Annotated in this window: 25 protein-coding genes and 2 pseudogenes; 19 read left to right on the plus strand and 8 right to left on the minus strand. The window is 71.6% G+C overall.

Translation table 11 applies throughout. The features are described 5' to 3' along the window. The first annotated feature begins 469 nt into the window (after window positions 1-469). A complete protein-coding gene (locus tag KME75_RS17900) occupies window positions 470-961 on the plus strand; it encodes a hypothetical protein (protein WP_219415982.1) in 492 nt (163 codons plus the stop codon). A gap of 40 nt (window positions 962-1,001) precedes the next feature. Here the strand turns inward: KME75_RS17900 and KME75_RS17905 are convergent, their stop codons facing one another. Further along, a complete protein-coding gene (locus KME75_RS17905; RefSeq protein WP_281424572.1) occupies window positions 1,002-1,925 on the minus strand; it encodes a peroxiredoxin family protein in 924 nt (307 codons plus the stop codon). A gap of 1,340 nt (window positions 1,926-3,265) precedes the next feature. On the opposite strand from KME75_RS17905, the pseudogene KME75_RS45965 reads away from it, so the two are divergent. Beyond that, a pseudogene (locus tag KME75_RS45965) lies at window positions 3,266-3,589 on the plus strand (type III polyketide synthase); the annotation flags it as partial. Window positions 3,590-3,764: 175 nt separating this feature from the next. After that, a complete protein-coding gene (locus KME75_RS45970) occupies window positions 3,765-4,115 on the plus strand; it encodes a 3-oxoacyl-[acyl-carrier-protein] synthase III C-terminal domain-containing protein (protein WP_308282868.1) in 351 nt (116 codons plus the stop codon). 645 nt (window positions 4,116-4,760) lie between these two features. Here the strand turns inward: KME75_RS45970 and KME75_RS17920 are convergent. Further along, the gene (locus KME75_RS17920; protein WP_219415985.1) at window positions 4,761-5,045 is read right to left on the minus strand and encodes an ArsR/SmtB family transcription factor; all 285 of its coding nucleotides are present in this window, start codon (window positions 5,043-5,045) and stop codon (window positions 4,761-4,763) included. A gap of 260 nt (window positions 5,046-5,305) precedes the next feature. Between KME75_RS17920 and KME75_RS17925 the strand changes: the two genes are divergently transcribed. The 11 genes from KME75_RS17925 to KME75_RS17975 all read left to right on the plus strand — a co-directional run bounded on the left by KME75_RS17925 (window position 5,306) and on the right by KME75_RS17975 (window position 12,586). Further along, window positions 5,306-5,797, plus strand: a complete 492-nt coding sequence (locus KME75_RS17925) for a hypothetical protein (protein ID WP_219415986.1) — start codon at window positions 5,306-5,308, stop codon at window positions 5,795-5,797. A gap of 70 nt (window positions 5,798-5,867) precedes the next feature. Beyond that, window positions 5,868-6,203, plus strand: a complete 336-nt coding sequence (locus tag KME75_RS17930) for a hypothetical protein (RefSeq protein WP_219415987.1) — start codon at window positions 5,868-5,870, stop codon at window positions 6,201-6,203. Beyond that, window positions 6,204-6,428, plus strand: coding sequence for a hypothetical protein (locus tag KME75_RS17935; protein ID WP_219415988.1), 225 nt, complete (start codon window positions 6,204-6,206; stop codon window positions 6,426-6,428). Between the two features lie 10 nt (window positions 6,429-6,438). Then, window positions 6,439-6,732 (plus strand): hypothetical protein, encoded by a 294-nt coding sequence (locus KME75_RS17940; RefSeq protein WP_219415989.1) that lies wholly within the window; start codon window positions 6,439-6,441, stop codon window positions 6,730-6,732. Further along, window positions 6,729-6,995, plus strand: coding sequence for a hypothetical protein (locus KME75_RS17945; protein ID WP_219415990.1), 267 nt, complete (start codon window positions 6,729-6,731; stop codon window positions 6,993-6,995). Before KME75_RS17940 ends, KME75_RS17945 begins: the two co-directional genes overlap by 4 nt. 10 nt (window positions 6,996-7,005) lie before the next feature. Further along, window positions 7,006-8,466 (plus strand): NADH-quinone oxidoreductase subunit B family protein, encoded by a 1,461-nt coding sequence (locus KME75_RS17950; RefSeq protein WP_219415991.1) that lies wholly within the window; start codon window positions 7,006-7,008, stop codon window positions 8,464-8,466. An 8-nt stretch (window positions 8,467-8,474) separates the two neighbouring features. Beyond that, complete coding sequence (locus KME75_RS17955) at window positions 8,475-10,349, plus strand: nickel-dependent hydrogenase large subunit (RefSeq protein ID WP_219415992.1); 1,875 nt, start codon at window positions 8,475-8,477, stop codon at window positions 10,347-10,349. Beyond that, window positions 10,328-10,858 (plus strand): hydrogenase maturation protease, encoded by a 531-nt coding sequence (locus tag KME75_RS17960; protein ID WP_219415993.1) that lies wholly within the window; start codon window positions 10,328-10,330, stop codon window positions 10,856-10,858. The genes KME75_RS17955 and KME75_RS17960 overlap by 22 nt, the downstream gene beginning before the upstream one ends. A gap of 12 nt (window positions 10,859-10,870) precedes the next feature. Beyond that, complete coding sequence (locus KME75_RS17965) at window positions 10,871-11,437, plus strand: DUF6789 family protein (RefSeq protein ID WP_219415994.1); 567 nt, start codon at window positions 10,871-10,873, stop codon at window positions 11,435-11,437. Continuing rightward, complete coding sequence (locus tag KME75_RS45975) at window positions 11,434-12,081, plus strand: NifU family protein (protein WP_219415995.1); 648 nt, start codon at window positions 11,434-11,436, stop codon at window positions 12,079-12,081. The genes KME75_RS17965 and KME75_RS45975 overlap by 4 nt, the downstream gene beginning before the upstream one ends. A 16-nt stretch (window positions 12,082-12,097) precedes the next feature. Beyond that, window positions 12,098-12,586, plus strand: coding sequence for a hydrogenase maturation protease (locus KME75_RS17975; protein ID WP_219415996.1), 489 nt, complete (start codon window positions 12,098-12,100; stop codon window positions 12,584-12,586). A gap of 125 nt (window positions 12,587-12,711) precedes the next feature. Here KME75_RS17975 and KME75_RS17980 read toward each other — a convergent pair whose 3' ends face one another. Further along, a complete protein-coding gene (locus KME75_RS17980) occupies window positions 12,712-13,080 on the minus strand; it encodes a hypothetical protein (RefSeq protein ID WP_219415997.1) in 369 nt (122 codons plus the stop codon). A 760-nt stretch (window positions 13,081-13,840) separates the two neighbouring features. Here KME75_RS17980 and KME75_RS17985 point away from each other — a divergent pair. Then, window positions 13,841-14,689 (plus strand): annotated as a pseudogene (locus tag KME75_RS17985) (NsdA family TPR-like regulatory protein); the annotation flags it as partial. A gap of 49 nt (window positions 14,690-14,738) precedes the next feature. On the opposite strand, the gene KME75_RS17990 reads toward KME75_RS17985, so the two are convergent. Both KME75_RS17990 and KME75_RS17995 read right to left on the minus strand, forming a co-directional pair. Further along, window positions 14,739-15,611 carry an aminoglycoside phosphotransferase family protein gene (locus KME75_RS17990; RefSeq protein WP_246632315.1) on the minus strand — a complete coding sequence of 291 codons (873 nt, stop codon included), beginning with the start codon at window positions 15,609-15,611 and terminating at the stop codon, window positions 14,739-14,741. Between the two features lie 401 nt (window positions 15,612-16,012). Further along, window positions 16,013-17,011, minus strand: a complete 999-nt coding sequence (locus KME75_RS17995) for a helix-turn-helix transcriptional regulator (RefSeq protein ID WP_219415999.1) — start codon at window positions 17,009-17,011, stop codon at window positions 16,013-16,015. Window positions 17,012-17,162: 151 nt separating this feature from the next. On the opposite strand from KME75_RS17995, the gene KME75_RS18000 reads away from it, so the two are divergent. Continuing rightward, window positions 17,163-17,624, plus strand: a complete 462-nt coding sequence (locus tag KME75_RS18000) for a VOC family protein (RefSeq protein ID WP_219416000.1) — start codon at window positions 17,163-17,165, stop codon at window positions 17,622-17,624. 131 nt (window positions 17,625-17,755) lie between these two features. Here the strand turns inward: KME75_RS18000 and KME75_RS18005 are convergent, their stop codons facing one another. Beyond that, on the minus strand, window positions 17,756-18,295 hold the full coding sequence (locus KME75_RS18005; RefSeq protein ID WP_219416001.1) for a DinB family protein: 540 nt from the start codon (window positions 18,293-18,295) through the stop codon (window positions 17,756-17,758). A 134-nt stretch (window positions 18,296-18,429) separates the two neighbouring features. Here KME75_RS18005 and KME75_RS18010 point away from each other — a divergent pair, with 134 nt between their 5' ends. From KME75_RS18010 to KME75_RS18020, 3 genes are all read left to right on the plus strand, one after another. Continuing rightward, on the plus strand, window positions 18,430-18,771 hold the full coding sequence (locus KME75_RS18010) for a hypothetical protein (RefSeq protein WP_219416002.1): 342 nt from the start codon (window positions 18,430-18,432) through the stop codon (window positions 18,769-18,771). 216 nt (window positions 18,772-18,987) lie between these two features. Continuing rightward, window positions 18,988-19,947, plus strand: a complete 960-nt coding sequence (locus tag KME75_RS18015; RefSeq protein WP_219416003.1) for an ATP-binding cassette domain-containing protein — start codon at window positions 18,988-18,990, stop codon at window positions 19,945-19,947. After that, window positions 19,944-20,735 carry an ABC transporter permease gene (locus KME75_RS18020; RefSeq protein ID WP_219416004.1) on the plus strand — a complete coding sequence of 264 codons (792 nt, stop codon included), beginning with the start codon at window positions 19,944-19,946 and terminating at the stop codon, window positions 20,733-20,735. Before KME75_RS18015 ends, KME75_RS18020 begins: the two co-directional genes overlap by 4 nt. On the opposite strand, the gene KME75_RS18025 is transcribed toward KME75_RS18020, so the two are convergent. Together KME75_RS18025 and KME75_RS18030 are read right to left on the minus strand one after the other, a co-directional pair. Beyond that, a complete protein-coding gene (locus KME75_RS18025; RefSeq protein ID WP_219416005.1) occupies window positions 20,736-23,885 on the minus strand; it encodes an ATP-binding protein in 3,150 nt (1,049 codons plus the stop codon). It lies immediately after the preceding gene. Window positions 23,886-23,922: 37 nt separating this feature from the next. Further along, the gene (locus KME75_RS18030) at window positions 23,923-25,857 is read right to left on the minus strand and encodes an ABC transporter ATP-binding protein (protein ID WP_372452625.1); all 1,935 of its coding nucleotides are present in this window, start codon (window positions 25,855-25,857) and stop codon (window positions 23,923-23,925) included. Between the last annotated feature and the right edge of the window lie 22 nt (window positions 25,858-25,879).

A 25,879-nucleotide genomic window follows, 5' to 3' on the forward strand; every position in this document is an offset into this window, starting at 1 on the left:
CCTCCGGCTCGGACACCCCAAGATCACACCGCAGACCAGCCGATCATTCGTGATCGACACGCCACTGCCGCCAAGAGCACACTGACCCCGACACGAGGTCACGCTCAAGATCGGGCTGAATGCTTACACGGTGAGGTGTTCGTGAACGTGCCCAGGCTGCTCATCAGCAAGATGCCGTGGGGCGAGCGGCCCACGAGCGGGAAGCGTCGGGAGAAGCTGGGCCGGCGTCGCGAGGAGGTCGCGAATCTCTACCCGTCGCGTTCGACCGCGCTGGCATTTCAGCCGGCCGGAATTGCAGTCAACGGAGCAAGCAGTTCGAGAGCCACGAGGAGAGGACCAAGATCCTGACGCCGACCATCGTGGGATCCGAGCAACGCCGGCTGAGTGAGCCGATCTTGTACAGGATGGCGGGCCGGATGCAGCCCCGGTCCGGCCTGACCGGCCTGCCGCGAGCTGGAAGTGCCTGCCCATGAGCATCGACCCGGTAGCCGCGGCGGTCGCCGCGCTCGTCGCCGCGCAACTGATGGAAGCGCCAACCTACCTGCAGCGCGCGGCGGGCCTGGACGTCAAACAGGACATCTTCGACGAGGCCGGCGCGATCCTCCGCGCCCCGCGGCGTTACCGCCGACTCGTCGGCTGGCTCGGCCACGGGGCGCTCGCCATCGCGATCGTGCTGCTGTACGCCACGTTCTTCGCGGCCGTCGCGCACAACGATCACCTGGCATGGTGGGGTGTCTTCGCCGGCGCCTTGCACGGGCTGCTCGGCGGCATCGTCGTCGGGGCCTGGCCCGACCTGCACCCCGAGATGCCCCACGCGACGGCGGCACCCGGGGTGTTCTACCGGCACTACGGTCGCCGAGACGTCGTCAGCTTCCTTCTCGGCCACTTGTGGTTCGGGCTGGTCGCCGGGACCCTCTACGCCCTGCTGCACGTCGACCTGCCGGCCGGCGCGGCCCTGTAGCGCATCCCAGAAGCCTGTCCGGGCGCTCGAGCGCCCGCGTTCAGCGCCGTGGTCCTCCTGCTCGTCGGCGGGCTCCTGCTCGGCGGGTCGCGACCGCGGCGCCGAGGAGCCCGGTCATGAGCGCGGTCTTCGCCGCCGGGCGCATGGGCTCGGCCCGCAGCGCGATCGGCCCGAGGACGGGCTTCGCCCGGCTGCCCAGCCGGCTCAGGGTGCCGATGCCGAGGCCCGCGGTGTCGAGCTCGCGGACCGCCCGCCGCCCACCTCGCGCGGGGCCGCGGTAGCCGTCGACGATCGAGGCGAGCATGTGCGGCATCCGGTCGATGCCCCCGGCGACCGGCGCGCCGGTGCCGCCGCGCGCGAGCAGCTCGTCGAAGGCCCGTTTCAGCGCCGGAGCGTGGGTCCACATGCCGTAGAACGCGACCTTGCCCTCGGCGTCGATGAGGAACGACGGGTCGGCCATCTCCTTGCTGTACTGCCGGTGCACGGTGCCGGCGTAGTCGTCGACGAGCACCGGCCAGTCGATGCCCTCCAACCGCTGGTACTCCCGTGCCGACTCGAGCTTGTCGCCATAGTCGAGGTAGCGGCCGCGCTTCTCGCCGGGGTGGGCCTGGCGGATGACCACGTCGAGGAAGGTGATCCTGTCGCCGTACCACTCGTGGAGTTGCTTCACGGGCGCAACTGCGCCGGCAGTGATCGGTCAAGTGCCGCTGCCGAAGTGCAGGAACACCAGACGCCCGCGCAAGCTGCTCAGCCGGATCCGCTTCCCATCGGTCGATTCCAGCTCGAAGTCCGGCGCCGCCTCGCCGGGCTGCAACCCCTCACCGCGCGCCGACCGCCAGAGGTCGGCCAGCAGATGCTTGGGCCGGAAATGCTCGTAGTTGTACTCCTGCAGCTGCCGGTCGTCGCCGGCGCCAGTGGCGCTCCCCACCGACGACGAGTCCCGGTCGTTACCGAGGTCACCCATGCCGTCTCCTCCTGTCGGTCGCGACGCGCTGCGCGTCGTCGAGTTTGTCCTTAGGCCATATCCGCTCCGGCCGGGACGCCTGCCGGGCCGCGCCTCGATTCCACGAATCGCCAGCGCGACTCATGTCGATTGTCGAGGGAGCGCCGGTCGTGCCAGCTCCACCTGCGGGTCGGGCCGCAGCCGCGCCTCGGGCACCGAAACGGGCGGCCGTCCGTGGCCCGCCCGATGCCCGACGACGCGCGTGAGCACGACGACGTGATCTGCGAGGGGTCGGGACATGGGCAGCTCCACGGCCGTCGTCACGTCGCCGCGTCGATCAGAGCGCGGCACGGAGGGCGAGGCCGCGGGCAGCAGATTCAAGGGCGGGCACGACGGGCAGCGCACAGATCCACCGGTCCCATCGGCGATCTTCGTTGCGGGCACCTTCGGCTGCATTCCGCCGTTGAGCATCGGTCCTCCTCACCCAGACGCAGCTCGGCCTCGTGGTAGGGGAGCTCCGAGAACTCGGGACACCGGGCCGAGCAAGCTCGCTGATCCTTTCCGCGGCTACCCGATGCCGGGCGACACAAGACCGATCAGGAATACCCCGGCTTGACGGGCGTGGACGAACATGAAGTCTGTCCACGTCCTGTGGCTCGTTCCGGCGGCCATGGGACGTCCGGCACCGCCAGCCACGATCAGCACCGCCGGGAGCAGCACCGGGGCCACCGCGACGGCAGCGAGGGGCGCATGCCACGGGCGGCCGCGTTCACCGGATTCATCGGTTCCTGGTGCTTCGGATGCACCAGCGCAGGCGATCGCGGACGCTGGCATGCCCTACGGGGCGCTGTATGTCAGCATGACGCGGTGGCCGCGGGCGAAGACGTCAGCACTGCGCGCCGCACTGCGGGCGAGGCCGTGCCCGAGGCGGGTGCGCCACGATCCGGCAGAGTACAACCACCCGTCTGTAGGGCGGCGACGGTCGCCCGGCGCGTTCAGAAGAACGCGGGTCAACGGGATCACCCGCTGCCGCCGATCTTCCGTTGCGCCCGCTGCATAGTGCTACAGCTGCCCGACGCCGACCTGCGCACTGGGGGGCTCGGTCTGGTGAGGCTGGACGATGATCCGGGCCGGAATCCGGCGGTGTCCCAATGGTGAGCCGTGGCGGCTATCTCACCGGGATGGGCAAGGCAGTGCCAGGCGAACTCGACCAGGACGTCCTGTGGAACGAGTTCTTCGCCGGGCACTTCGCGGGCAGCCCGGTGGCGAGGCGCGTCTTCCGCGCCGCCGAGGTACGACACCGTCACGCGGTAGTGAGCCCGCTGCTCGAGGACGCGTCGGGCTGGTCGACCGGCACTCGGATGCGACGGTACGCGGCGGAAGCGCCGGCGTTGGGCAAGGACGCGGTCACGGCGGCCCTGGCCGACGCGGGGATGGCCGCGGAGGACGTGGGCTTGTTCGCGGTGGCGTCCTGCACCGGATACTCCACTCCGGGGCTGGACATCCGGGTGGCCGCAGATCTCGGGATGTCGGCCGCTGTGCAACGGCTGCTGGTCGGGCATATGGGCTGCTATGCCGCGATCCCTGGTCTCGGCGCGGTCGTCGACTTCGTGGTGGCCCGGGGCCGCCCGGCAGTGCTGCTGTGCCTGGAGCTGACCTCGCTGCACGTGCAGCGCCCGACCCGCGAGGTGGACCAAGTGGTGGCGCACGCTCTGTTCGGCGACGCCGCCGCCGCCGTCGTCGTGCAGCCCGGTGTCCCGCCCGCCCGGAGCGGGCTGCGGGTGGTGGAGGTGGCGGCGCTGACCGATCCGGCCACCGCCGATCACATGACTTGGGACGTCACCGGACCTCGGCTTCCGGATGGGGCTCTCACCGCGGGTTCCCGACGTGCTCGCCCGTCACGTCGCCCCGATGATCGTCGAGCTGCTCGCTCGACACGGCCTGACACCGTCCGATGTGGACGCCTGGGCAGTGCACCCCGGCGGCCTGCGAATCCTGGACACCGTGGCCGACCGGCTGGCACTTCCGGCCGACGCGCTGGACGCGTCTCGACAGATCCTGGCCGAGCACGGCAACTGCTCCTCCGCCACCGTGCTGCTCGTGCTCGACGCGCTACGCGCCGCCGGCCGCCCGCGACCGGGCCACTACGGCGTAGCGCTGGCCTTCGGTCCGGGCCTGACCCTCTACGCCGTGCTCCTACAGGGACGGTGAACCCGGCGGGGTCCAAGGCCGCCGCGGGCCGGCCGAGGGCGCCGCCCGTGGCGATCAATGTCACCAAGCGGCGAGCCGGGTGAGCAAGGTGGGCGATGCGCGCATGCGCAACCGCCGTCCCGACAGGCCGCGCAATCCCAGGTGGAGCCTCCGCTGACCAGGGCACCTTGAAAAACTTCCTCGTCGGTCACCTGTCGATCGGCGCCCTCGTCGGGTGCTGCCGTGCGCCTGCGGTGACCGCACGCAGCAAGGAAGACCGATCCTTACAGTTTCCGAAACAGGAATGACTCACGGTTTCCCCAACCGGAATATCGGGTATCGGGTACCTAGCCGATCACTTGAGCGAGGTGCCGCATGACCCGGCTCGCCGTACGCGCTGCCGTCGTAACCGGCGCCGTCATGCGGGTCGGCCGCGAGCCCGCCGGTGCAGCTGGAGGGCCACCGGGGCAGTGTTGCGCTCGAGACGGCATCCGACCACGCCCGCAGCCACCGGGAGCGGCCAACGACCATCGGCCGGCCAGGACCAGTCGGGCGACAGCTGCCCGGACGGGGCGCAGGCCGATCCCCGGGCAGCAGCCGCGCAACCCGGAAGCGGTCGGCGTGTCGCCCGGCGGCCCGAACCCCGGATGCGCCGATGGCGAAGCCCTACTCGGGTGTGCGCGGCAGGAAGGACTCGGCGTCGGCGAGCATCCGTTCGAGAACCTCGGGCTCGGCGACGCGGTAGTAGGTGCGGCGGTTGGCGCGGCGGCGGACCAGTACGCCGGCCCTGGCCAGCGCGGTCAACTGCTTGGACACCGCGCCCTGGCTGAGCCCGACGTACTCGGTACACCGCGAGACGGAGTGCTCCTCGTGCAGCACGTAGCGCAGCAACTTCAGCCGGGTCGAATCCCCCAACGCGGCGAACACCTTCTCGACGTCGCGCCCACCCAATCCGGAATCACCGCACCCTTCATGCGACGCAACCATCACCACGAATGCCCCAACCCGTGGGCAACGACACCGGGCCGTCAGGTCTTCCTGCGTCAGCAGGTGCGCCGGCACGCGCCGCCGCCACCGGAACCGTCAACAGCCGCCTCTCGCGGGTCCGGTCCCGCCGTGACACCTGCCTTTTCGAGGTCGCACCCCGCAAGCAGCAGTGCCGGGCCGGATCCGGTCGGCCAGCGTCGCGCTGCAGACACAAGGAGGACGAGATGATCCCCATCGCAGTCTGGCCCGCGGTGCTCGCCGGGCTGATCGCCGGCGCCGTCATGGAGGGTCCGGTCTACCTGCAGAAGGCCCTCGGTCTGCGAATCAAGCAGAACATCTTCCGGACCTGGGGCATCCTGCTCGGCATGCGTGGCCCCGGCGGCTACTTCGCAGGGTTCCTGTTCCACGAGCTGCTCGCCGCCGTCATCGCCATCGGCTACGCCGTCTTCTTCCGCCTTCTCGGAGTCGAGGGCAACCTGTGGCTGTGGGGCCTGCTCGGCGCCGTCATCCACTACGCGCTCGCCGGCCCTGTCGTGAAGGTGATTCCCTCGCTCGACCCGGAGACCGGCGAGGTCGGTAAGCAAGGCTTCGCCTACCGCAACTACGGAGCCCCCGACGTCGCGACATCACTGGTCGGCCACCTGACCTTCGGCGTGCTCACCGGCATCCTCTACGGCCTGTTCCACTCCGGCGGCGGCACCGACATCGCGTTCTGAGCGGACCGCACACGCCGTAGGGGGTGTTGCTGGATGACCGAGGGGTGATCGGATGCGATCGGCTTCTTCATTGGCGGGTGAGACTCTGTGGTGGCTCGTGCTCGCCGCCGGGTCGGTTGTGGTCGTGGTCGTCGCGCTGCTGCTCGGGCTGGTGATCAACGCGCTGCGGCAGATCGACCGGCACGCGGCGCGAACGCACACGGCGGCCAAGCAGATCGCGCAGAACACCGTGGGGCTGTGGGCGCTCGAGCAGACGAACCGGGACCTGGTGGCCATCCGGGACGCGGCGCGCGCGGCCGCGCGTGACGCCCCCGGCGAGGCGGCCGCGACGCCACTGACCGCGGCGCGGCAGAAGGTGCAGGGCTGGCTGGGCAGGCCCGAGCCGGACGACGACAGGAGTTTCTAGATGTTGATGCTGGTCGTCGGGACGGCGGCGGTGCTCGCGGTGACCCTGGTCGCCGGTCTCGTCGCGATCGTGGTCTTCCTGACCGAGATCCGGACGTTTCTGGCCGACACGGCCGCGACGCTCGAGGCCGTCGACGAGGGAGCGACCCGGCTTTCCGGGCGGCTGCAGCGCGTGCAGCGGGCCACAGCGGCGGCCGCGCGCGAGCTTCCCGCAGGCCGCGGGTAGGGCGGCGGTCGTGGACGTCGTCGGGTGGGTGGGCCTGGTGGTGTCCTGGCTGCTGCTCGTGCTCATCGTGAAGCTCGTCTTCGTCGCACTACGGGTGTTGAAGAACACCCGTCGGCTCGCGGAGATGACGCGCGACGCCGCGAGACACCTGGCGGACAACGTCGGTGACGACGAGGCGCTGGCCCGGCTCGAGGTCCTCGCGGGCGCGCTGGCGCAGGCGATTCGCGGGCTGCCTGCGAACACCGATGCCCCCCGGGCGCGGGTCAGCTCGGTGTCACCGGGCGTGGGCGGGCAGACGCCGTGACCGCCCTGCTCACCACCTTGTCGGTGCTCGCCGCGTGGGCTCTGCTCGGCGTCGTCCTCGTCGGGTTGCTGCTGGTGGTGAAGTCGCTGCAGAGCATCCGGCACTGGATGGAGAAGACGACGGTGGGGCTGCGCGCGGTGGAGCACCAGACGAAGGATCTGCGTCGCAGAGGCGATGTCCTGGCGGTCTCACTGGGTGAGGCGCTCGATGCCCTCGAGGCGGCGGCGCGGCCGCTCGACGACCCCGACCCACAGCGCGGCTAGGAGAACCCGGATGGACGAGAACCTCATCTCGATGCCGATGAGCGCGCGGGTGGACCTGCCGCTCGACGGTGAGATCAGCCGCTCCCTACCGGACCAGCTGGGCAACATCGCCGGCGCGCACAGCGCCGAGCTGCACCAGCGGCTGCTCGAGACGGGCGGGCGCGCCGACACCCTCGGCCCGCTGAAGAAGGTCTACGTCTTCTGGCTGCCCGGGATGAGCTGCGACGGCTGCACCGTCTCCACGATCGGCGCAACCGAGCCGACGATCGAGGAGCTGCTGACCGGCGCGCTGCCCGGCGTCCCGGTGATGGTGCTGCACCACTACCAGTTCGAGATGGAGTCCGGCGACCACTTCACCTACACGATGAGGCGGGCCGAGGAAGGCTCCCTCGACGCTCCGTACATCCTGGTCTACGAGGGGTCGATCACCGACGAGAACCTCACCGTCGGCGCCGAGCCGTTCGCCGCGAAGGGGTCGCTGCCGTTGTGGGCGCCGGCCGAGCAGCGCCAGCGCCGGTCCACCCCCGAGTGGGTGCGCCGGCTAGCCCCGGGCGCCGCGGTCACCATCGCGATCGGCACGTGCGCGACCTGGGGTGGGATCCCGGCCTCGCTGGGCAACCCGACCGGCGCGATGAGCATGATGGACTTCCTCGGCAAGGACTACCGCAGCGCGCTGGGGTTCCCCGTGATCAACGTGCCGGGGTGCCCGCCGATCGGGGACGACTTCACCGAGACGGTGACCCTGCTGCTGCGCTACATGAACGGTCAGGGCCCGCTGCCGGACTTCGACGAGCTGGGCCGCCCGGCGTGGCAGTTCGGCGACACCGTGCACATGCGCTGCCCGCGCGGGGCGTGGTACGAGGAGGGCAACTTCGCCCGGGAGTTCGGCGGCAAGGAGTGCCTGGCCGAGATCGGCTGCTGGGGGCCGGTGGTGAACTGTCACATCACCGAGCGCGGGTTCATCAACGGCAAGGGCGGCTGCATGGTGGCCGGCGGAGCGTGCATCGGCTGCATGTCACCGGGCTTCCCGGACAAGTTCACCCCGTTCTACAAGCGCCCCCCGCAGACCACCCCGGCGACCACCCTGTCGCGGTTGCACGGCACGTTCGTCAAGCCGCTGCGCCGCACCAGCCAGCTGGAACGCAACCGCGAGCCGCGCTGGAAGAGCAACGCCACAAGCGGCTGGGCCCCCGAGTACGACAACGTCACGATCTTCCACCGGGTCTTCGAATACTTCTACGCCCGGCTGCAGTACTTCCGCTCCGAGCTGCCGGGCCGTCACGAGAAGGACGAGGAGAAATACGCCAGCGGCTATGTCGTCCCGCCGGAGGCGGCCTACGGCAAGCACTACGCGCAGTGGCTGCCCGACCGCAGGGCGCAGGAGGCCCGCAAGCGCGGCACCTACCAGCGCCCGGGGCTCACCCCGCAGGCGGACGGCTTCGACACGCCCGTCCACGACGACCAGGAGTAGGCGCGACCATGTGCTTTCAGAACCTGCCGATCGAGTTCGACGCCCAGGGCAACGCCCGGCTCAGGGACGGGGTGGCCGACCCGTACGCCTACCAGCGCCGCGACCTCGACCGCTCGCAGGTCGAGCAGCTCTTGGCGAGCAACGGGCACGTCAAGGACGTCAACCTTGACCCGGTGACCCGGGTCGCGGGCGCGCTGGCGTTCCACTGCGTGGTCGACCTCGAGCAGCGCACCGTGCACGAGGCGCACACGATCGGCACGCTGTTCCGCGGCTACGAGGTGATCCTCAAGGGTCGCGACCCGCGGGACGCGATGTTCATCTCCAGCCGGGTGTGCGGGGTCTGCGGCGGCGTGCACTCGGTGGCCTCGTCGCTGGCGATGGAGATGGCGTTCGGAATCGGGGTGCCCCCGATGGGCGGGGCGCTGCGCAACATTCAGCTCGCGCTGGACTTCCAGGTCGACAACCCGGTGCACCTCTACCTGCTCGCCGGGCCCGACTACTCCCAAGTCGTCGTCGAGCGCACCAACCCGTCGCTGTGGGAGCGGGCGAAGAAGACCGAGACACGCCACGGCGACGTCCACGGCTTTCGCACCATGGCCGAGCTCATGACGGCGTTCAATCCGCTGACCGGCAAGCTCTACCTCGAGGGCCTGCAGATGACCCGGCCGGCGAAGGAGGCCTACTCGATTCTCTACGGCAAGTATCCGCACCCGCAGACCGTCGTGCCGGGTGGGCTGTCGACGACGGTGTCGCTGGAGGTGCTCAACGAGACGCTGCTGCGGATCGTCCGGACGATGGACTACGCCAAGCGCGGGGTGTTCATCTGGGAGGACATCACCCAGTTCTTCTACGACGCCGACCCGCGCTACCAGCAGGTCGGCACCCGGGCGAAGAACCTCATCGACGCCGGGATGTGGGACGACCCGTTCGCCTACGACGGCACCTATGCCGGCGCCGCGCAGTGGGGTGAGCGGCGGTGGGCCACGCCCGGCGTGGTCCTGGACGGCGAGCTGGTGACCACCAACCTGCACCACATCAACATCGGCATGGAGGAGTTCGTCGAGCATTCCTACTACGAGGGCTGGGAGAACGACGGGGTGCGCTACCGCACCGACCCGGCCGGGAACCCGATCTCGCCGAACCACCCGTGGAACAAGGAGACCAAACCCCGCTCCGACAAGCGGAGCTGGAAGGACCGCTACACGTGGAGCACCGCGCCGCGCTGGGACCGCCGGGTGATCGAGGCCGGCGCCTACGCGCGGCTGTGGACCACCGCGGCCGCAGCCAAGATGCCGCACACCCGCTTCCTGGAGGCCACCGGCACCAGCGTCAAGATGGCCGTCCCGCAGACCGGGGCACTGCCGGCGATGGAGCTGGAGTGGAAGATCCCCGCCACGTGGAACGCGTTCGAGCGCAACCGGGCCCGCGCCTACCACATCGTCTACTCGCTGCTGGTCGGCTACGAGAACGTGCAGCTCGCCTTCGACCTGATGGGGCAGGGCGAGAACAAGATCGCCACGACGACGGAGTTCCGGGTGCCCCGCGACGAGCGGGTCGGCGTGGGATTCTGGGGTGCCGGGCGGGGCTTCCTCACCCACCACCTGGTGATGGACAAGGGAGTGCTGACCAACTACCAGGTCGTCACGCCGTCGACCTTCAACGCCTCACCGGCGGACCCTTTCGGGCAGCCCGGGCCCTACGAGGAAGCGGTGATGAACACCCCGATCCTAGAGGAGTTCGACTCCGGCGCGGAGTTCACCGGGATCGACATCTTCCGCGCCATCCGGTCGTTCGACCCGTGCATGCCGTGCACCGTGCACGTCGCCAACGGCGACAACATGATCATCCGGGATGCGACGACATGCGCCTGCGGGGCGGAATGATGGGGCGGGTGCTGATCGGCGGGGTCGGCTACCGGTGGTTCGGCGACCGCTCCTTCGGGCTGCTCGCCGGCGACGCGCTCGCGGAGCTGGACTGGCCGCCCGGCGTCGAGGTCGAGGACCTCGGCTACGGCGCGCTGCACGTGGCGCTCGACCTCGCCGCCGCCGACCCGCCCTACCAGCGGGTCGTGCTGATCGCGGTCACCGAGCGGGGCCGGGCGCCGGGACGGCTGTACCGGGTGCGGTGCGACGCGGCGGCACCCGACGCCGAGCAGGTACAGGCGCGGCTGTACGAGGCGGCCGCCGGGGTCGTCGACCTCGACCACCTGCTCGTGATCGGCCGCCACTTCGGCGCCCTGCCCGACGACGTCGTCGCCGTCGAGCTCGAGCCGCTCCCGGGCAGCACCGGGGACGGGCTCAGCGCCCGCACGCAGGCGCTGCTGCCCCGGGCCGTCGAGCTGGTGCGCCGGGAGGCCCTGGCGCCGGCACACGTCCCGGCCACCGGACGGTGAGGAGGCACGCCGATGGACGCCCCCCTGCTGTACAAGCCGCACCCGTCGCTGTTCCCGGTCGCGCTGCTCGGCGGGTTCACCGGCACCGTGCTCCTCACCGCGCTGCTGCGGCTCGCGGCCGCGCTCGGGGCCCCGGTGATCGACCTGCCCCAGCTGATCGGCAGCGTCTTCTCCCGCGACCCGGCGACGGTCTTCGGCGCGGGGCACGCGGTGTTCGTTGTTCTCGGGGTGTTCGTCCTGCCGCTGGCGCTGGCGCTGCTATGGCCGCTGACCCCCGGCAACCGGTTCACCTTCCGCGGCGCGCTCGTCAAGGGAGCGTTGTTCGGCCTGGTCCTGTTCGTTCTCGCCGGGATCCTGCTGCCGCTGCTCGGCCTCCTCAGCACGCTCCCCGACGTCGGCTTCGCCGACCCCGGACCCTTCGCACTCGGGCTCGGCCTGTCCGGCATCGCGCAGCTGCTGCTCGGCACCCAGCTCTACTCGTTGACCGCGGCGCTGGTAGCCGCAATGCCGCGCGGGCTCCAGCCGCTCGATGCGATCGGCTGGGCCTGGTGGTCACACGGCAGCGGGGAGTCCCCGTGAGCGCCGAGCCCGGCCCGCTGCCACCCGAGGTCGCCGCCGCCGTGCACCGCCTCGACGACCTCGTCCGGGCCTTCGAGAATCACCCCGACGCCACTACCCAAGACCTGTTCGTCGAGGTGCTGCGCACCGTGGACGTGCTGCACCGCGGCGCGCTGCGGCGCCTCGCCGCCCTGCTCGAAGCGCGGGGGCTGCGCGCCGAGGCGCTGGCCGACCCGCAGGTCGCACTGCTGTTCGACCTCTACGGGCGCGACGACGACGATGACGACGATGAGCGGTCCCGGGCCGAGGACGTCGTCGCACGCGTCCGGCCTCTCGTCGAGGCGCACGGCGGCCGGATCGAGGTCGTCGCGGCCGAGGACGGCGTGGTGACCATCCGGCTGCTCGGCGCGGCCGAGCCGCGCTCCGAACCCGCCGCGACGCTGCGCGGCCTGGTCGAGGAGGCGCTGCGCGCGGAACTTCCGGAGTTCGTCCGGATGGACCTCACAGCACCCCCGCCGCAGGCCGCGCCGCGACAGCGGCCCGCACCCGTGCTGATACCCCTGTCGGCGCTGAACCGCAGCGGACCGGCGGAACAGGCGCAGGGCGGCTGCGCGTCGGGGCACGGCTGCGGGTCGCAGAGCTATGGCCGCCCCAGCTGCCGGTGATGATGCGGACCGACGCGTGCTCGTCGCCTGTGTCGGCAACGTGCTGCGGGGCGACGACGGCTTCGGCGTCGCCGTCGCCGCCGCGCTGCTCGGCACGCTGCCGCCGGCAGCGGACCTCGTCGAGACCGGGATCGGCGGGCTGGGCATCGTCCATCAGCTGATGATGGGCGCCTACCAGGGCCTGGTCATCGTCGACGCCGTCGAGCGCGCCGCCGAACCTGGCACCGTGTTCGTTCTGGTTCCACAGGTCCCCGACGTCGCGAGCCCCACCTTCGAGCAGTGGCGCGCGCAGCTGTCGGACCTACACCTCGTCGAACCCTCGCGCATTCTGCGTCTCGCCCGAGCCGCCGGGGTCCTGCCCGAGCACGTCCTCGTCGTCGGCTGCCAACCCCAGACCTGCGAGGACTTCGAGGAGACGCTGAGCGGGAAGGTGGCCGCGGCCGTCCCCCTCGCGGCGCAGCGGGTGCGCGAGCTCGCTGCGCAGCTGCTGGCGTGCGCGCAGTGACCCGCCGCCCCCGACCCGGACGCAACGCCAGGATCAGCGTCGATCGCTTCAGCCGCGAACGCGAGGTCGCCCGCCACGTCCAGCAGGTCGGCGGCGACCATGACCGAGATCCTCGGGAGGCGGTATCAGGACCAGGACGCCTCCGCCGCGTCGCCGCCGCACATTGCCCACACGGCCGGGCCGTCGTCGAACTGGACGCGGTGCGCGGTCGCGGAACCGGAGAACGGATAGGCCACGGTCACCGGGACCGCGGCGATCGCGCCTCGCCCTCGCCATCGCCTGCCCTCGATGTAGCGGCGGGTACGGGCGGCACCCTTGATCCCTGGCGACCGGACCTCGACCAGATCCTCAACGGAGCAGACCCTGCGCGGCCACCGCCGGGCCCGGGGCCGAGGGCCGAGCCGCCAGCCCCGCAGAACAGTCTGCGCGGTGACGGTGTCGACGTACCGCGGGCAGCTCGCGTACCCGATGACGTTCGAGGCCCGCGGCAACACCTACGTAGCGAGGCGAGCGCCCTCGGGACCGCCGGAGGGAATGGCCTGCCAGGTCGACCGGGTCGGCCGAAGTCGGCGCACCCGGAAACGGGTTGGCCAGCGCGGAGTGCCGGGCGGCCGCGGCCAAGTATGCCGACGTGGCCGCCGCGTACGGCTGCGGTTTGGGTGGCGGATTTTTCCGCGGCGGCCCACACCCATCAGGCCGTCGCGCTCGGTCGCCACCTCCACCGGCCCGATCGGTAAGCCCACCGGGGCCGTAGGGTGGCGGCGAAGGAAGTTCTTTCGTGCCCCGGGCGGCCCGACGCGGCCGGTCGAGGTGACCCGGTGACCTCAGCTCGGCCACCACCCCGGCCATCGTGCGGCACAGCGCGCTCGCGTCCTGGTGGGAGAACCCCGGCACCGGGAGCCCGTCCGACACGACCGCGGGCGGCGCGCAGCGAACCTGCTCCCCGCAGCCGGGGCAGATCAGGTCCTCCGGGTCGACGAACCGCCCCATCACGCGGGTCGGGCTGCTGGTCTGGGTGTGCATGCTGGCCTCCCTGCTGTTGGGCCTGGTGGCCCGTCCCCTTGGGGTGGCGGGGCGTAGTTCCCCCGCCGCCGCAAGGCGTCCCAGCACGGCCGTCGAGGCTCGCGGTCAAGGGCCGCCGCAGGCGGTCGCGCAGAGACGTGGGCGTCGGTCCGGCGAAGATCGGCGCGTCGGACGTCGAACGGCTCCGCCTGATGCGCTCGACCTTCGACCGCCTCGACAGCACGTTCGGCGGGGGGCCACGCACGTGACGCACTCGTGCAGTACCTCCGCGGGGAGCTACCTCGACTCCTGCGGGCGCAGGGAAGCTCACAGGTTCGCCGGTCCTTGTACTCGGCGGCCGGGGAGTCGACTCAACTTGCGGCGTGGATGGCGTACGACGCCGGCCACCATGGCTTGGCGCAGCGGTACTTCATCCAGGCGCTCGGATTGGCCGATGCAGCGGAGGATCGGCTGCTCGCAGCGAGCATCCTCGACGCGATGAGCCACCAGGCGAGCTTCTTGGGCCGCTATCGGGAGGCGGCCAACATGGCGCGCGCCGCGCGGCTGGGAACCGAGTCGGTGGGCGTCCCGATCCTGACGTCGCACTTTCACCTCATGGAGGCGCGGGCCCTCGCCAGGATCGGTGACGCGGACGCGTGCGATCGGGCGATGGGCGCCGCGATGGAGAACTTCGGCCGGCACGTTGCCGGCGAGAGCCCGGAGTGGATCCGATACTTCGACGCGGCGGAGCTGACGGCCGAGCTCGGCCACTGCCATCGCGACCTCGGACGACCGGATCGCGCCATCGAGTACGCGACGCAGGCTTTGGACTCGGCGTCGGGTGACTACGTGCGCAGCGACTTCTTCGTGGCGATGGTCCTGGCTGACGCCCACCTTGACCGCGGCGACATCGACGAGGCATGCCGGGTCGCTATCGAGGCGTTCACGATCGGTGAGGGACTGGAGCCGTCCCGCTGCCGTGGGTATGTCAGGGAGTTCCGGCAGCGACTCCAGCGCCATCGCCGGAGCGCGGAGGTACGCGAGTTCGCCGCTCGCGTGCGGCACAGCAAGTTGTGGGCTCCGATGGCCGCCGGTCAGTAGGCTCCCCAGTCGCGGCGGCTGGCGCCAGTGCGGATGGCCCGGATTCGCTTCACGGCTTCAGCAGCGGCGGCGGATGACGTCTGAGCTCAGCCTTCTTGGCCAGCCACGACATCATCGCGATCTCTCGCATGTCCGCGAGGGCCGAGTAGCCGGCCCAATCAGTGAGGTCGTATCCGTACACCTCGACGAGGATTCGGTACTCATCGGCCGAGTGCCACCCCAGCCGATCGGCGAACAGCGCGGTCTGGATCAGGTCCCACTCCCGGGGACCCATGGCGAATGCGTCCAGGTCGATGAGCACCGGGCGGCCTTGGTCATCGCAGATCACGTTCCCGACGTTGGCATCACCGTGGACGGGTCCGCGCGGCAGCACGAAAGGCAGGAGCGGGAAGGTCTCGCGGGCCCACTCGATCCGCTGACGCAGGAAGTGCGCATCAGTGGGCGGGAGCCCCGAGAACAGCGGCAACTCCTCGTCCGGACTCCCGAATGGCCTCAACTCCGGCAACTCAATGTCAGCGGACAGGGGCAGCGCGTGCAGTCGCCTGATTAGCGCCGCCACGTCGCCAATCGGCGCATAGACGGTCGCGTGGGCGACCGACTCCCAGAACGTGACGACACGCCCCTCGGCCTCGACTGGCTGAGCCACCGCGCTTGCACGCGCGGCCGGGTAGTCCACCGATTCGAGCCACCGCGCTACCTCGATCTGCTTCTCGGCATTCGCAAGGAGCTTTACCGATGGCGCGACACGTGCGATCAAGGCCCCCTTGAGGCGGAAGACCGCATTCGAGCCCATCCGGATCAGCTCGACAGGACGAGCATTGATCCCGGCGAGTTGACAGGCACGTGTCAACGCCTGGCGCGCAGCCTGTTCAGTGAAGGGCCGCGTAAGGGGCTCCTCTTGGCTGGTTGTGGCCTTCGCCATGACGTGAGCGGCCCACCTTCGACTCGGCGCTGCGGTCCCATAGTCACGGTACTCGCGGAGTGTGGGGCCCTGCCGGGGCGGCGAGCGCCACCCGAGATCGACGACGCGCAGTGCCGAGCATCCAGGCGGTGAGCGGTGTGCTCGAGTCGGCCCCGCTCCCGCCCGCACAGCTGATCGCCCCCCCCGCCACGCTCCCAAGGCAGCCCGCCCATGGAGCCATGCGTGGAGCGAACTGACACCAGGCAACTCTTGTGGAGCCATTCAAGGCAGGCCGTCCGCCTAGGAAACCCCTGATCGCCAGGCATGCCCGGACGCATCGATCGATTCCTAAACCGTGCGTCGCAGGTTCGAATCCTGCCGGGGGCACCGGGAGAGCTCCTCGGCGCCGGCGTGGTCGCGCCTCACGGCTCCTCAATGTCCGGCACCGGTGAGATCGTTGCGCCGGCCGACAGCAGTCTCTCCGCCAGCGCGCGACAGCGCCTCCGGAGCTCCGGAGGGTCGAGTACCTCGAAGTCGTGCCCCAGCAGGAGCACGTGCATGAGCACGAAGTCGAGGCTGCCGGCGCCACTCCGTACCTCGCAGAGCTCGCTCCCTCGCGGTCGTACGACGGCCGCCGACGCCGGAATCTGCGCGCGCACCGTGTCGGTCGACGCGTGCACGAGGAAGCGCGCCTGGTGCGGGTAGACCCGACTCGCCACACCCTCCTGCACGTACGTCGCCGCGTCCGGCGCCGCGCGCGGGCGGAAACGCCAGGACCGCGGCGACACATCGGTCATCCGGTCGACGCGGAAGCTGCGCCAGTCGTCGCGAGCGAGGTCGTAGGCGAGGAGGTACCAGCGCCGGTCGGACGCGACCAGGCGGTAGGGCTCGACCCGCCGCCGTCGCACCTCGCTCCCGGACGGGTAGTCGAAGCCGGCCTCGACCTCGTCGCGGCAGGCTCTGGCCAGCGTCATGAGCACCTCCGGGTCGACCGGCGTGCGGCCTCCGCCGAAGGACTCCACCGAGCCGGCGAGCGCGCGCACCTCGTGCCGCAGCCGGGTGGGCAGCACCCGGTCGAACTTGGTCAGTGCCCGGAGTGCGGCATCGCCGGCGCCGGCGACCGCGCCACCCGCGCCGGCGAGCAGCGAGACCGCGGTGGCGATCGCCTCCTCGTCGTCGAGCAGCAGCGGCGGCAGGTCCTGCCCCGGGCCGAGCTGGTAGCCGCCGCCCACACCCTGGCCGGCATGCACCGGATAGCCGAGCGTGCGCAGCCGCTCGACATCACGCCGTACCGTGCGCGGCGTGACCCCGAGCCGGTCGGCGAGCTCGGGGCCGGTCCAGACCTGGCGCTGCTGCAGCAGCCCGAGCAGGGTGAGCACGCGCTCCGTCGTCCCCCGCTCGGCACCGCCTTTCACGCCCATGTCGCCCCATCCTGCCCGAGAAGCGGACCGATTCTGTCCGCCTGGGGTGTCAGGGTGGCCCCATGGACGCAGACGAACTCGCCTGGAACCCGATGAGCGAGCTTGCAAACGAATCATCAGCACAGCCGGCCGAGCGAAGCGAGGACGTGCGATGAGCCGACACATCCAAGTCACCTTCGACGCCCACGACCCGCGGGCGCTGTCGTCCTTCTGGCGCGAGGCACTGGGCTACGTCCACCCCGGCCCGCCCGGAGTCGACCTGCCCGAGGGCGCCGACCCGCTGGCCGCGTGGGACGACTTCCTCGCGCGGGTCGGCGTACCGGAGGAGCAACGCAACACGAGATCGGCCGTCGAGGACCCGGACGGGCACGGCCCACGGCTGTTCTTCCAGCAGGTGCCGGAGGACAAGGTCGCCAAGAACCGCGTCCACCTCGACGTCCGTGCGGCTCCCGGACTGCAGGGAGAGGAACGGATGGCGGCGCTGGAGGTCGAGTGCGACCGGCTCGTCGCACTGGGAGCCACGCGGGTACGTCGCGACGAGCCCGCTCTCCCGATGAGCGCCGGCTTCATCGTGATGACCGACCCCGAGGGCAACGAGTTCTGCCTGGACTGACGCAGCTCAGCGTAGTCACGGAAGCCGCGGCCGGTCCCGCGGCCGAGGTAGCCGGCTGACGACATCGGTGGGGACGAGGTGTTCCGGCCGCTGGTGTCCGTCTCGCTGTACCGGACCAGCACGTGCGGCGGCTACTCGCCGGTGCGCCCGTCGACCGACTCCCGGAGGAGGTCGGCGTGGCCGTTGTGCCGCGCGTACTCCTCGATCAGGTGGACCAGGATCCACCGCAGGCTCGGTGCCCGGCCGTCGGGCCAGGTGCGGCGGGCCGGCCGCTCCAGGCCGCCGTCGGCCAGCCCCTCGGCGATCAGGCCACGGGACCGGGCCACGGCGTCCTGCCAGAGGGCGTGGAGCTGTTCCGGGGAGTCCTCGGCGGCCGAGTGCCAGTCCCAGTCGGGGTCGGCTTTCCAGTCCACCGCGTCCCACGGGGGCTGCCGGTCCCGCCCGTGCAGCCACCGGGAGGACCAGTCGTCCTCGACGTAGGCCAGGTGCTTGAGCAACCCGCCGAGCGTCATCGACGAGGCGCCGACGGTTGCCCGCAGGCCGGCCGCGTCCAATCCCGCGCACTTCCACGCCAGGGTCGCGCGATGGAACTCCAGGAAGCCCAGGAGCGTGCCGGCCTCGTCGGCCGCGAGGGGAGGCTCCGGACGGCCCTGCTCGTCCACGTCGGTCATGGGCGGCGAGCCTAGGGCGTGTCTGGCGGACCATGGATCGCGGTCCTGGCGCCCAGATCGCCCCTGGCGGCGTTGTCGGCCCGGCGGCGATACCAAGACCGAGCCCATCCGAGTCCTCAAGCGCAGGCTCTTCGATGTCGTCTGCCGAGCTCCTCGACGCCGGCCGGGACGGGCGCTACACGGGACGCCTGGCCAACGGTCCGAGCATCGTGACCGAACTCGCCTTCGGCGACCTGATCGAGTTCGGGCCCGAGCACGTGATCGCGATCGAATACACGGTGGCGGAGCTCGGCTATCACCCCTCGGAGTGGGCGCACATCGACGCCCGGATCCTGCGGGACGACCGCGCGCCGGACATCGTGGTGCACGCCCAGCCGGTTGGCGCCGGGGATGAGCGACACGACGAGTGCTGCCGGAAGGAAGCCTGCCCAGTCCAGTCGCACCCGCGGGCCCGATTCGTGGCACTCGACGGGTGAACGGAACACCACGTTCCTCAGCGCAAGATCGAACAGCCGTGGTGTTCCGCTCAACCCACAGGGCTCGCGACCTGGGCCTGTGGCGGGGTCGCGTCGAGACTCCAGCTGGTTGCCGGCACTGAAACCGCGATGAATCCGCACTGAAGCCCGCGCCCCGCACCCTCTCCGCAGTCGTGGCCACCAGCGCCACAGCGAACACGACGAGACGAGGGAGCAGTGACCACCACATCACGTCAGCAGGCCATCGCGGTGCGCGGCCTGCGCAAGTCCTACGGCGAGAAGACGGTGCTCGACGGGATCGACCTGCAGGTGCCGGCCGGCACGATCTTCTCGCTGCTCGGCCCGAACGGGGCCGGCAAGACGACGACGGTGCAGATCCTGTCCACCCTGATCGGCTCGGACGGCGGCGAGGTGCACGTCGCCGGACACGATCGCCACCGTGACCCGGACGCGGTGCGGGCGGCGATCGGCGTCACCGGCCAGTTCTCGGCGGTCGACGGCCTGCTGACCGGCGAGGAGAACCTTCGGCTGATGGCCGACCTGCACCACCTGGACCGGGCGGAGGGCAGGCGGCGGATCGCCGAACTGCTCGACCGGTTCGACCTCGGCGAGGCGGCCCGGAAGCCCGCCTCCACCTACTCCGGCGGGATGAAGCGGCGCCTCGACATCGCGATGACGCTCGTCGGCGACCCGCAGGTGATCTTCCTGGACGAGCCGACCACCGGGCTCGACCCGCGCAGCCGGCGCGGCATGTGGCAGATCATCCGCGAGCTCGTGGCGGGCGGCGTCACGATCTTCCTCACCACGCAGTACTTGGAGGAGGCCGACGAGCTCGCCGACCGGATCGCCGTGCTCGACCACGGCCGGCTGGTCGCCGAAGGCACTCCGGAGGAGCTCAAGCGGCTCGTCCCCGGCGGCCACGTGCGGCTGCGGTTCGCCGACGGCGACGCGCTCGCGGCCGCCGCCCGCGCACTCGGGGACGCGCAGCGCGACGACGAGGCGCTCACGCTGCAGGTCCCGAGCGACGGCGGCGTGCGCTCGCTGCGGGCCCTGCTCGACCGGCTCGACGCCGCGTTCGTCGAGGTGGACGAGCTGTCCGTGCACACCCCCGACCTCGACGACGTCTTCCTCGCCCTCACCGGGCGCTCCGACACCCAGAAGGTGGCCCTCCGATGACCGCACCTGCCTTCGTCCTGCACGACTCCTCGACGATGCTGCGCCGCCAGCTGAAGCGCATGCAGCGCTACCCCTCCCTGACCGTGCAGCTGGTCGGGATGCCGGTCGTGCTCCTGCTGCTGTTCGTCTACGTGTTCGGCGGCACACTGGGCGCCGGGCTCGGAGTCCCTGGCGGCGGGCGTGCGGACTACGTGAACTACGTCGCGCCGGGGATCGTCCTCATCGCGGTGGTCATGGCGTCGCTGGGCACGGCCGTCTCGGTGACGATGGACATGACCGAGGGGATCATCGCCCGGTTCCGCACGATGGCGATCGCCCGCACGTCGGTGCTGACCGGGCACGTGCTCGGCAGCCTGATCCAGATGACGCTCTGCGTGGCCGCGGTCGTCGGGGTCGCGCTGCTCGTCGGGTTCCGGCCCACGGCGGGCCCGGCAGGCTGGCTCGGCGCGATCGGGGTGCTCGCTGCGCTCGGGTTCGCCCTCACCTGGCTCTCGGTGGCGCTGGGGCTGGTCAGCCCGACCGTCGAGACGGCGAGCAACCTCCCGCAGCCGCTGGTGTTCCTGCCGTTCCTCGGCAGCGGGTTCGTCCCGACCGACTCGATGCCCGCCGGGCTGCGCTGGTTCGCCGAGTACCAGCCGTTCACCCCGATCATCGAGTCGATCCGGGGGCTGCTGTTCAGCACCCCGATCGGCAACAGCGGCGTGGTCGCGCTCGCCTGGTGCGCCGGGATCGCGCTGGTCGGCTACCTGTGGGCGAAGAAGCTGTACGCCCGCGACCCCCGACGCTGATCAGTGCCGCTCCGGGGTGCGCGCCCCGAGGACGGCCTGCGCCGCGGCACGCAGCTCGTGGCGCCCCAGGCCGGCGTACGACGACACCGCGTCGTCGTACGCCGGCCGGTCGGCGTGTTCGGCCGCCCGCCGGGCTCGGGCCGAGGACATCGTCGGCTGGAACCCCTTCGCGTACCGGAACCGCTCGGCCAGGGCGACCATCCGCACACCCGACCTCGTGTCGCCACGGGCGAGTGCGGCCATCCCCAGCGCCAGCAGCAGCGCCCCGCAGATCGGGAAGTAGTCGGCGAGGTAGAGCGGCTTCACCATGGGGTCGGCGAGCAGCGCCGACACCACGTGCGGCAGCTCGTCGACGATCCCCTCGACGAGGTCGAGCCTGCTGTGCTGCACGTGCGCGACCACGGCCGCGGCGTGGTTCTCCAGCGACCAAGGCATCAGGCCGAGCACGTCGGCGCCCGCCGGGCTCTCGGTGTTGCGCAGCTGTTCGACGGCCTGCCGCCACACCCGGAGGCCCTCGTCGACCTCACCACGGGCGAGCAGGATCTCCGCCCTGGCCCCGAGGTCGACCCGCAGGGCCGCGCGCGGCCCGTCCTCGGCGGCGGGCCCCCACCAGCGCTCGGCCTCGTCGACCGCGCCGACCTGCATGTTGGCGGCAATGATCCCCCACCGCAGCCCGAACGCCTCAGCGCTCAGGCCGAGGCCGAGCAGGAGGTCGAAGGCCGCGGTCAGGTGGTGCAGCGCCTCGGCTCCCCGCTCGAGCTGCAGGCACAGCTCGCCGACGCGGGAGTGGCCCGCCATCTGCATCCACTCCGCCGTCGGCGCGGCGAACGCCTCGAGCGTCCGCCGGGCGCACGCCAGCGCCCGTTCCAGATCGCCCTGGTTCTCCCACAGGTGGGCGGCCGCGCCGTTCGCCAACCCGGCCAGCAGGGGTGCGTCGCTGTCGCAGAGTTCTTGCAGCGCGGGGTGGTCGGGGCTCGTGACGCGGGGGGCGGCCAGCAGCACGGCCGCGAGCGCCCGGGGCAGAGTGTCCGGCGGGGCGGGCGGCAACCGGCGGAGGGTGACCAGCGGGCGCACCGCGCGCGGGCCCTCGAGCATGAAGGTGCACACGGTGCCGACCGCAGCCACCGCCCGGGCGGCCTCGACGAGCTCGGGCCCCGGCCGAAAATGCGAGAGGGTCCAGGCGGTCTCCTCGGTCAGCGTCGCCAGCCGCGGGTAGTCGGAGTCGAGCAGCCAGAGCCCGGCAAGCAGTGCGCCGATCGCCGCGACCGTGGCGCCGTCTCCCGTGCCGAGCCCGTGCCGCAGACCGTGGAGGAGGTTGTCCTGCTCCAGCCGGACGCGCTCGAGGACCGGGGCGGGGTCGGAGCCGAAGAGCGCGTCGCGGTGGGCCAGGGCGAACTCGCGGGTCCACGCGACGAAGCCGCCGAGCACCCGCTCGGTCTCCCCGGCGGCTTCACGGTGGGAGGCGCTGAACTCGCGCACGGTCTCGAGCATCCGGAACCGGGCACCCGCCGGCGTGTCGACGACCTTGAGCAGCGACTGGTCGACGAGGTCCTCCAGCACGAATTCGGCGTCGGCGCCGAGCAGGTGCCGGGCGGCGTCGGCGGTGAACCCGCCGGGGCAGATCGACAGGGCACGCAGCGCCGCCTGCCCGGCCGGGTCGAGCAGGTTCCAGCTCCAGTCGACGACGGCGTGCAACGTGCGGTGCCGCTGCGGCGCGTCCCGGGCCCCGCCGCGCAGGAGCGCGAAACGGTCGTCGAGGCGCTTGGCGATCTCCGCCACCGACATGACGCGGGTGCGCGCGGCCGCCAGCTCGACCGCGAGCGGCAGCCCGTCGAGGTTCCGGCACAGCTCGGCGACGGCGTCGGGCGGCAGGTCGACGCCCGCTCGCGCGGCCCGGGCGCGCTGCTCGAACAGCTCGGCCGTGGTCGCCTCGTCGAGCTCGGGCAGCAGGTGCACCGACTCCGACGACAGGCCCAGCGGGGCGCGGCTGGTGGTGAGGATCCGCAGCTCCGCGGTCATCGCCACGAGCGCCTGCACCAGCTCGGCGGCACCCTCCAGGACGTGCTCGCAGTTGTCGAGCACCAGCAGGGCCGGGTAGGCGCCCAGCGCGTCGACGATGCGCGGCAGGAGCTCGGCGCACGCGGCGAAGGCGCCGGCCGGGGTGCGCCGCGCTTCCCGGGCGCCGAGCACGGACGCGACCTCGCTCGCGACGTCCTCGTCGTGCGTCACACCGGCGAGCGCGACGAGGTGCACGACGGGGTACTCGGCGCGGCGGCTCACCACGTGCGCGAGGCGCGTCTTGCCCAGCCCACCGGGGCCGACGATCGAGGTCACCCGGGACGTGCGCAGCAGGCGGGTGACCGCCTCGATGTCGGCGTCGCGGCCCAGCAGCGGGTTGGGTTCGTGCGGCACGCCGTTGCGGACGGGGGGTGCCTCGTCGCGCAGCAACTGCTGGTGGACGGCCTGGAGGGCGGCCCCGGGGTCGGCGCCCAGATCGTCGCGGAGCATCCGGCGATAGGTGTCGTAGCGGGCGAGGGCGGCGGCGGGTCCGGCGGTGGCCGCCTCGGACCGCAACAGCGCCGCGAGCAGCTCTTCGTCCCGTGGATACTGCCGGACCAGCCCGGTCAGCGCCTCGACGGCGTCGCCGGCCCGGCCCGCCCGGGACAGCGCCAGTGCCCGGCTGCGCACCAGCGCGCGGTGGGCGCCGATCCGGCCCGCGCGCAGCTCCACCAGCGGGTCGCCGACCGGCCCGTCCGCGCCGGTCCCGTCCCACAGTGCGAGCCCGGCCTCGGCGTCGGCGAGGGCGGCGACGGGGTCGTCGGCGCGCAGGTGCTCGGCCGCCGCGGCCGCGCGGTGCTGGATCGCGGCGGCGTCGACCTCGTCCACGGCGAGCGCGAGTCGATAGCCGGTGGGCGTGCTCGCGATGACGTCGGCACCGAGCTGGGCGCGGGCGCGCGAGACGAGGATCTGCAGCGCCTTCGTCGGGTTCGCCGGCTGCACGTCGGGCCACAAGCCGTCCACCAGCCGGCCCGTGCTGCAGCCCGTGCGCAGGTTGTCGGCCAGCAGCGCGAGAAGGCCGCGCAGCCGCGGGGCCGTGATCTCGCGGCCGCGGAAGGAGACCTCCGGCAGGAGGGTCAGCTCGGCGGCCACCGGAGCAGGCTAGTGCGGTCGGTACGGTGCGCCGCGCTCAGTCCGCCGCCGCCACCGCGCCGGCGAACTGCGTGGCGTACAGCTCGTGGTACGCACCGCCCGCCGCGAGCAGCTCGTCGTGCGTGCCCTGCTCCACGATCCGCCCCGCCTCCATCACGAGGATCAGGTCGGCGTCGCGGATCGTCGAGAGCCGGTGGGCGATGACGAAGCTGGTGCGGTCCGAGCGCAGCGCCGCCATCGCGCGCTGCACGAGCACCTCGGTGCGGGTGTCCACCGAGCTGGTGGCCTCGTCGAGGATCAGCAGGGTCGGGTCGGCGAGGAAGGCGCGCGCGATCGTGATGAGCTGCTTCTCCCCCGCGCTGACGTTCGACCCCTCGTCGTCGATCACCGTGTCGTAGCCGTCGGGCAGGCTGCGCACGAACCGGTCGACGTAGGTGGCGCGGGCGGCGGCGAGGATCTGCTCCTCGGTGGCGGCCGGGTCGCCGTAGCCGATGTTGTCGCGGATGGTGCCCCCGAACAGCCAGGTGTCCTGCAGCACCATGCCGACGCCGGAGCGCAGCGTGGCTCGGTCCATCGCGGCGATGTCCACGCCGTCGAGCGTGATCCGGCCGGCGTCGAGCTCGTAGAACCGCATGACGAGGTTGACGAGCGTGGTCTTGCCCGCACCGGTGGGCCCGACGATCGCGACGGTCTGTCCCGGCTCGGCGGCGAGCGTGAGGTCCTCGATCAGGGGCTTGTCCGCCTCGTACCGGAACGAGACGTCCTCGAACGTCACGCGTCCCCGCCGGGTGGGCGGCACCGCGGGCACGGCCGGGTCGGGGACCTGCTCCTCCGCGTCGAGCAGCTCGAACACGCGCTCCGCCGACGCCACGCCCGACTGCAGCAGGTTGACCATCGACGCCAGCTGCGTCAGCGGTTGCGTGAACTGCCGGGAGTACTGGATGAACGCCTGCACGTCGCCGAGGCTCAGCGACCCCGACGCCACCCGCAAGCCGCCGACCACGGCCACGAGCACGTAGTTCAGGTTCCCGATGAACATCATCGACGGCATGATGATCCCCGAGATGAACTGCGCCCGGTAGCTCGAGTCGAACAGCTCGTCGTTGCGGGTGGCGAAGGCCGCCTCCACCTCGCGGCGCCGCCCGAACACCCGCACCAGCTCGTGGCCGGTGAAGGCCTCCTCGATGTGCGCGTTGAGGGCGCCGGTGCGCCGCCACTGCGCCACGAACTGCTTCTGCGACCGCTGCGCGATCGCCCGCGTGACAAGCAACGTCACCGGGATCGTCACGAGGGCCACCAGCGCGAGCAGCGGCGAGATCACCAGCATCATGCTCAGCACGCCCACGACGGTGAGCAGCGACGTCAGCATCTGGCTCATCGTCTGCTGCAGGCTCTGCGAGACGTTGTCGATGTCGTTGGTGACCCGGCTCAGCAGCTCGCCGCGGGGCTGGCGGTCGAAGTGGCGCAGCGGCAACCGGTTGATCTTGTCCTCGACGTCGCGGCGCAGCGTGTAGATCGTGCGCTGCACGATCCCGTTGAGCAGGTAGCCCTGCAGCCAGCCGAACAGCGAGGCCGCGACGTAGATCGCGACGACGCCGAGCAGGACGCGGCCCAGCAGGTCGAAGTCGATGCCCTGCCCCGGCACCACGCCCGTCGCAGAGATGATGTTGGCGAAGGTCTCGTTCCCGGCGGCCCGGGCGGCGGCCGCCGCCTCCTCGGGGGTGCTGCCGGGCGGGAGCTGTCGCCCGATCACCCCGGCGAAGATGACGTCGGTGGCGTACCCGAGGACGATCGGGCCGATCACGTTGAGCGTCACGCTGATCACGCCGAGGACCAGCACCGCCACCACCCCGACGCGTTCGGGGAGGAGCCGGCGCACCAGTCGCCGCGCCGACGGCCCGAAGTCCATCGACTTCTCCGCCGGCATTCCCATGGATCCCCATTGCGGCCCGCCCCGGCGGGCGTTGGCCATGTCCCGGGCAGCGCGGCCGGTG

This window comes from Pseudonocardia nigra (assembly GCF_019396355.1).
Taxonomy (GTDB): domain Bacteria; phylum Actinomycetota; class Actinomycetes; order Mycobacteriales; family Pseudonocardiaceae; genus Pseudonocardia; species Pseudonocardia nigra.

Bases quoted from the DNA above. Each gene is read 5' to 3' on its own strand.
- KME75_RS18005 (WP_219416001.1), bottom strand. From the start codon at position 18,295: ATGACCGACGTGGACGAGCAGGGCCGTCCGGAGCCTCCCCTCGCGGCC.
- KME75_RS45970 (WP_308282868.1), top strand. From the start codon at position 3,765: ATGGGGCTCTCACCGCGGGTTCCCGACGTGCTCGCCCGTCACGTCGCC.
- KME75_RS18010 (WP_219416002.1), top strand. From the start codon at position 18,430: ATGTCGTCTGCCGAGCTCCTCGACGCCGGCCGGGACGGGCGCTACACG.
- KME75_RS17950 (WP_219415991.1), top strand. From the start codon at position 7,006: ATGGACGAGAACCTCATCTCGATGCCGATGAGCGCGCGGGTGGACCTG.
- KME75_RS17995 (WP_219415999.1), bottom strand. From the start codon at position 17,011: ATGGGCGTGAAAGGCGGTGCCGAGCGGGGGACGACGGAGCGCGTGCTC.
- KME75_RS18030 (WP_372452625.1), bottom strand. From the start codon at position 25,857: ATGGCCAACGCCCGCCGGGGCGGGCCGCAATGGGGATCCATGGGAATG.
- KME75_RS17955 (WP_219415992.1), top strand. From the start codon at position 8,475: ATGTGCTTTCAGAACCTGCCGATCGAGTTCGACGCCCAGGGCAACGCC.
- KME75_RS17900 (WP_219415982.1), top strand. From the start codon at position 470: ATGAGCATCGACCCGGTAGCCGCGGCGGTCGCCGCGCTCGTCGCCGCG.
- KME75_RS17935 (WP_219415988.1), top strand. From the start codon at position 6,204: ATGTTGATGCTGGTCGTCGGGACGGCGGCGGTGCTCGCGGTGACCCTG.
- KME75_RS18020 (WP_219416004.1), top strand. From the start codon at position 19,944: ATGACCGCACCTGCCTTCGTCCTGCACGACTCCTCGACGATGCTGCGC.
- KME75_RS17925 (WP_219415986.1), top strand. From the start codon at position 5,306: ATGATCCCCATCGCAGTCTGGCCCGCGGTGCTCGCCGGGCTGATCGCC.
- KME75_RS17965 (WP_219415994.1), top strand. From the start codon at position 10,871: ATGGACGCCCCCCTGCTGTACAAGCCGCACCCGTCGCTGTTCCCGGTC.
- KME75_RS17990 (WP_246632315.1), bottom strand. From the start codon at position 15,611: ATGGCGAAGGCCACAACCAGCCAAGAGGAGCCCCTTACGCGGCCCTTC.
- KME75_RS18000 (WP_219416000.1), top strand. From the start codon at position 17,163: ATGAGCCGACACATCCAAGTCACCTTCGACGCCCACGACCCGCGGGCG.
- KME75_RS17960 (WP_219415993.1), top strand. From the start codon at position 10,328: ATGCGCCTGCGGGGCGGAATGATGGGGCGGGTGCTGATCGGCGGGGTC.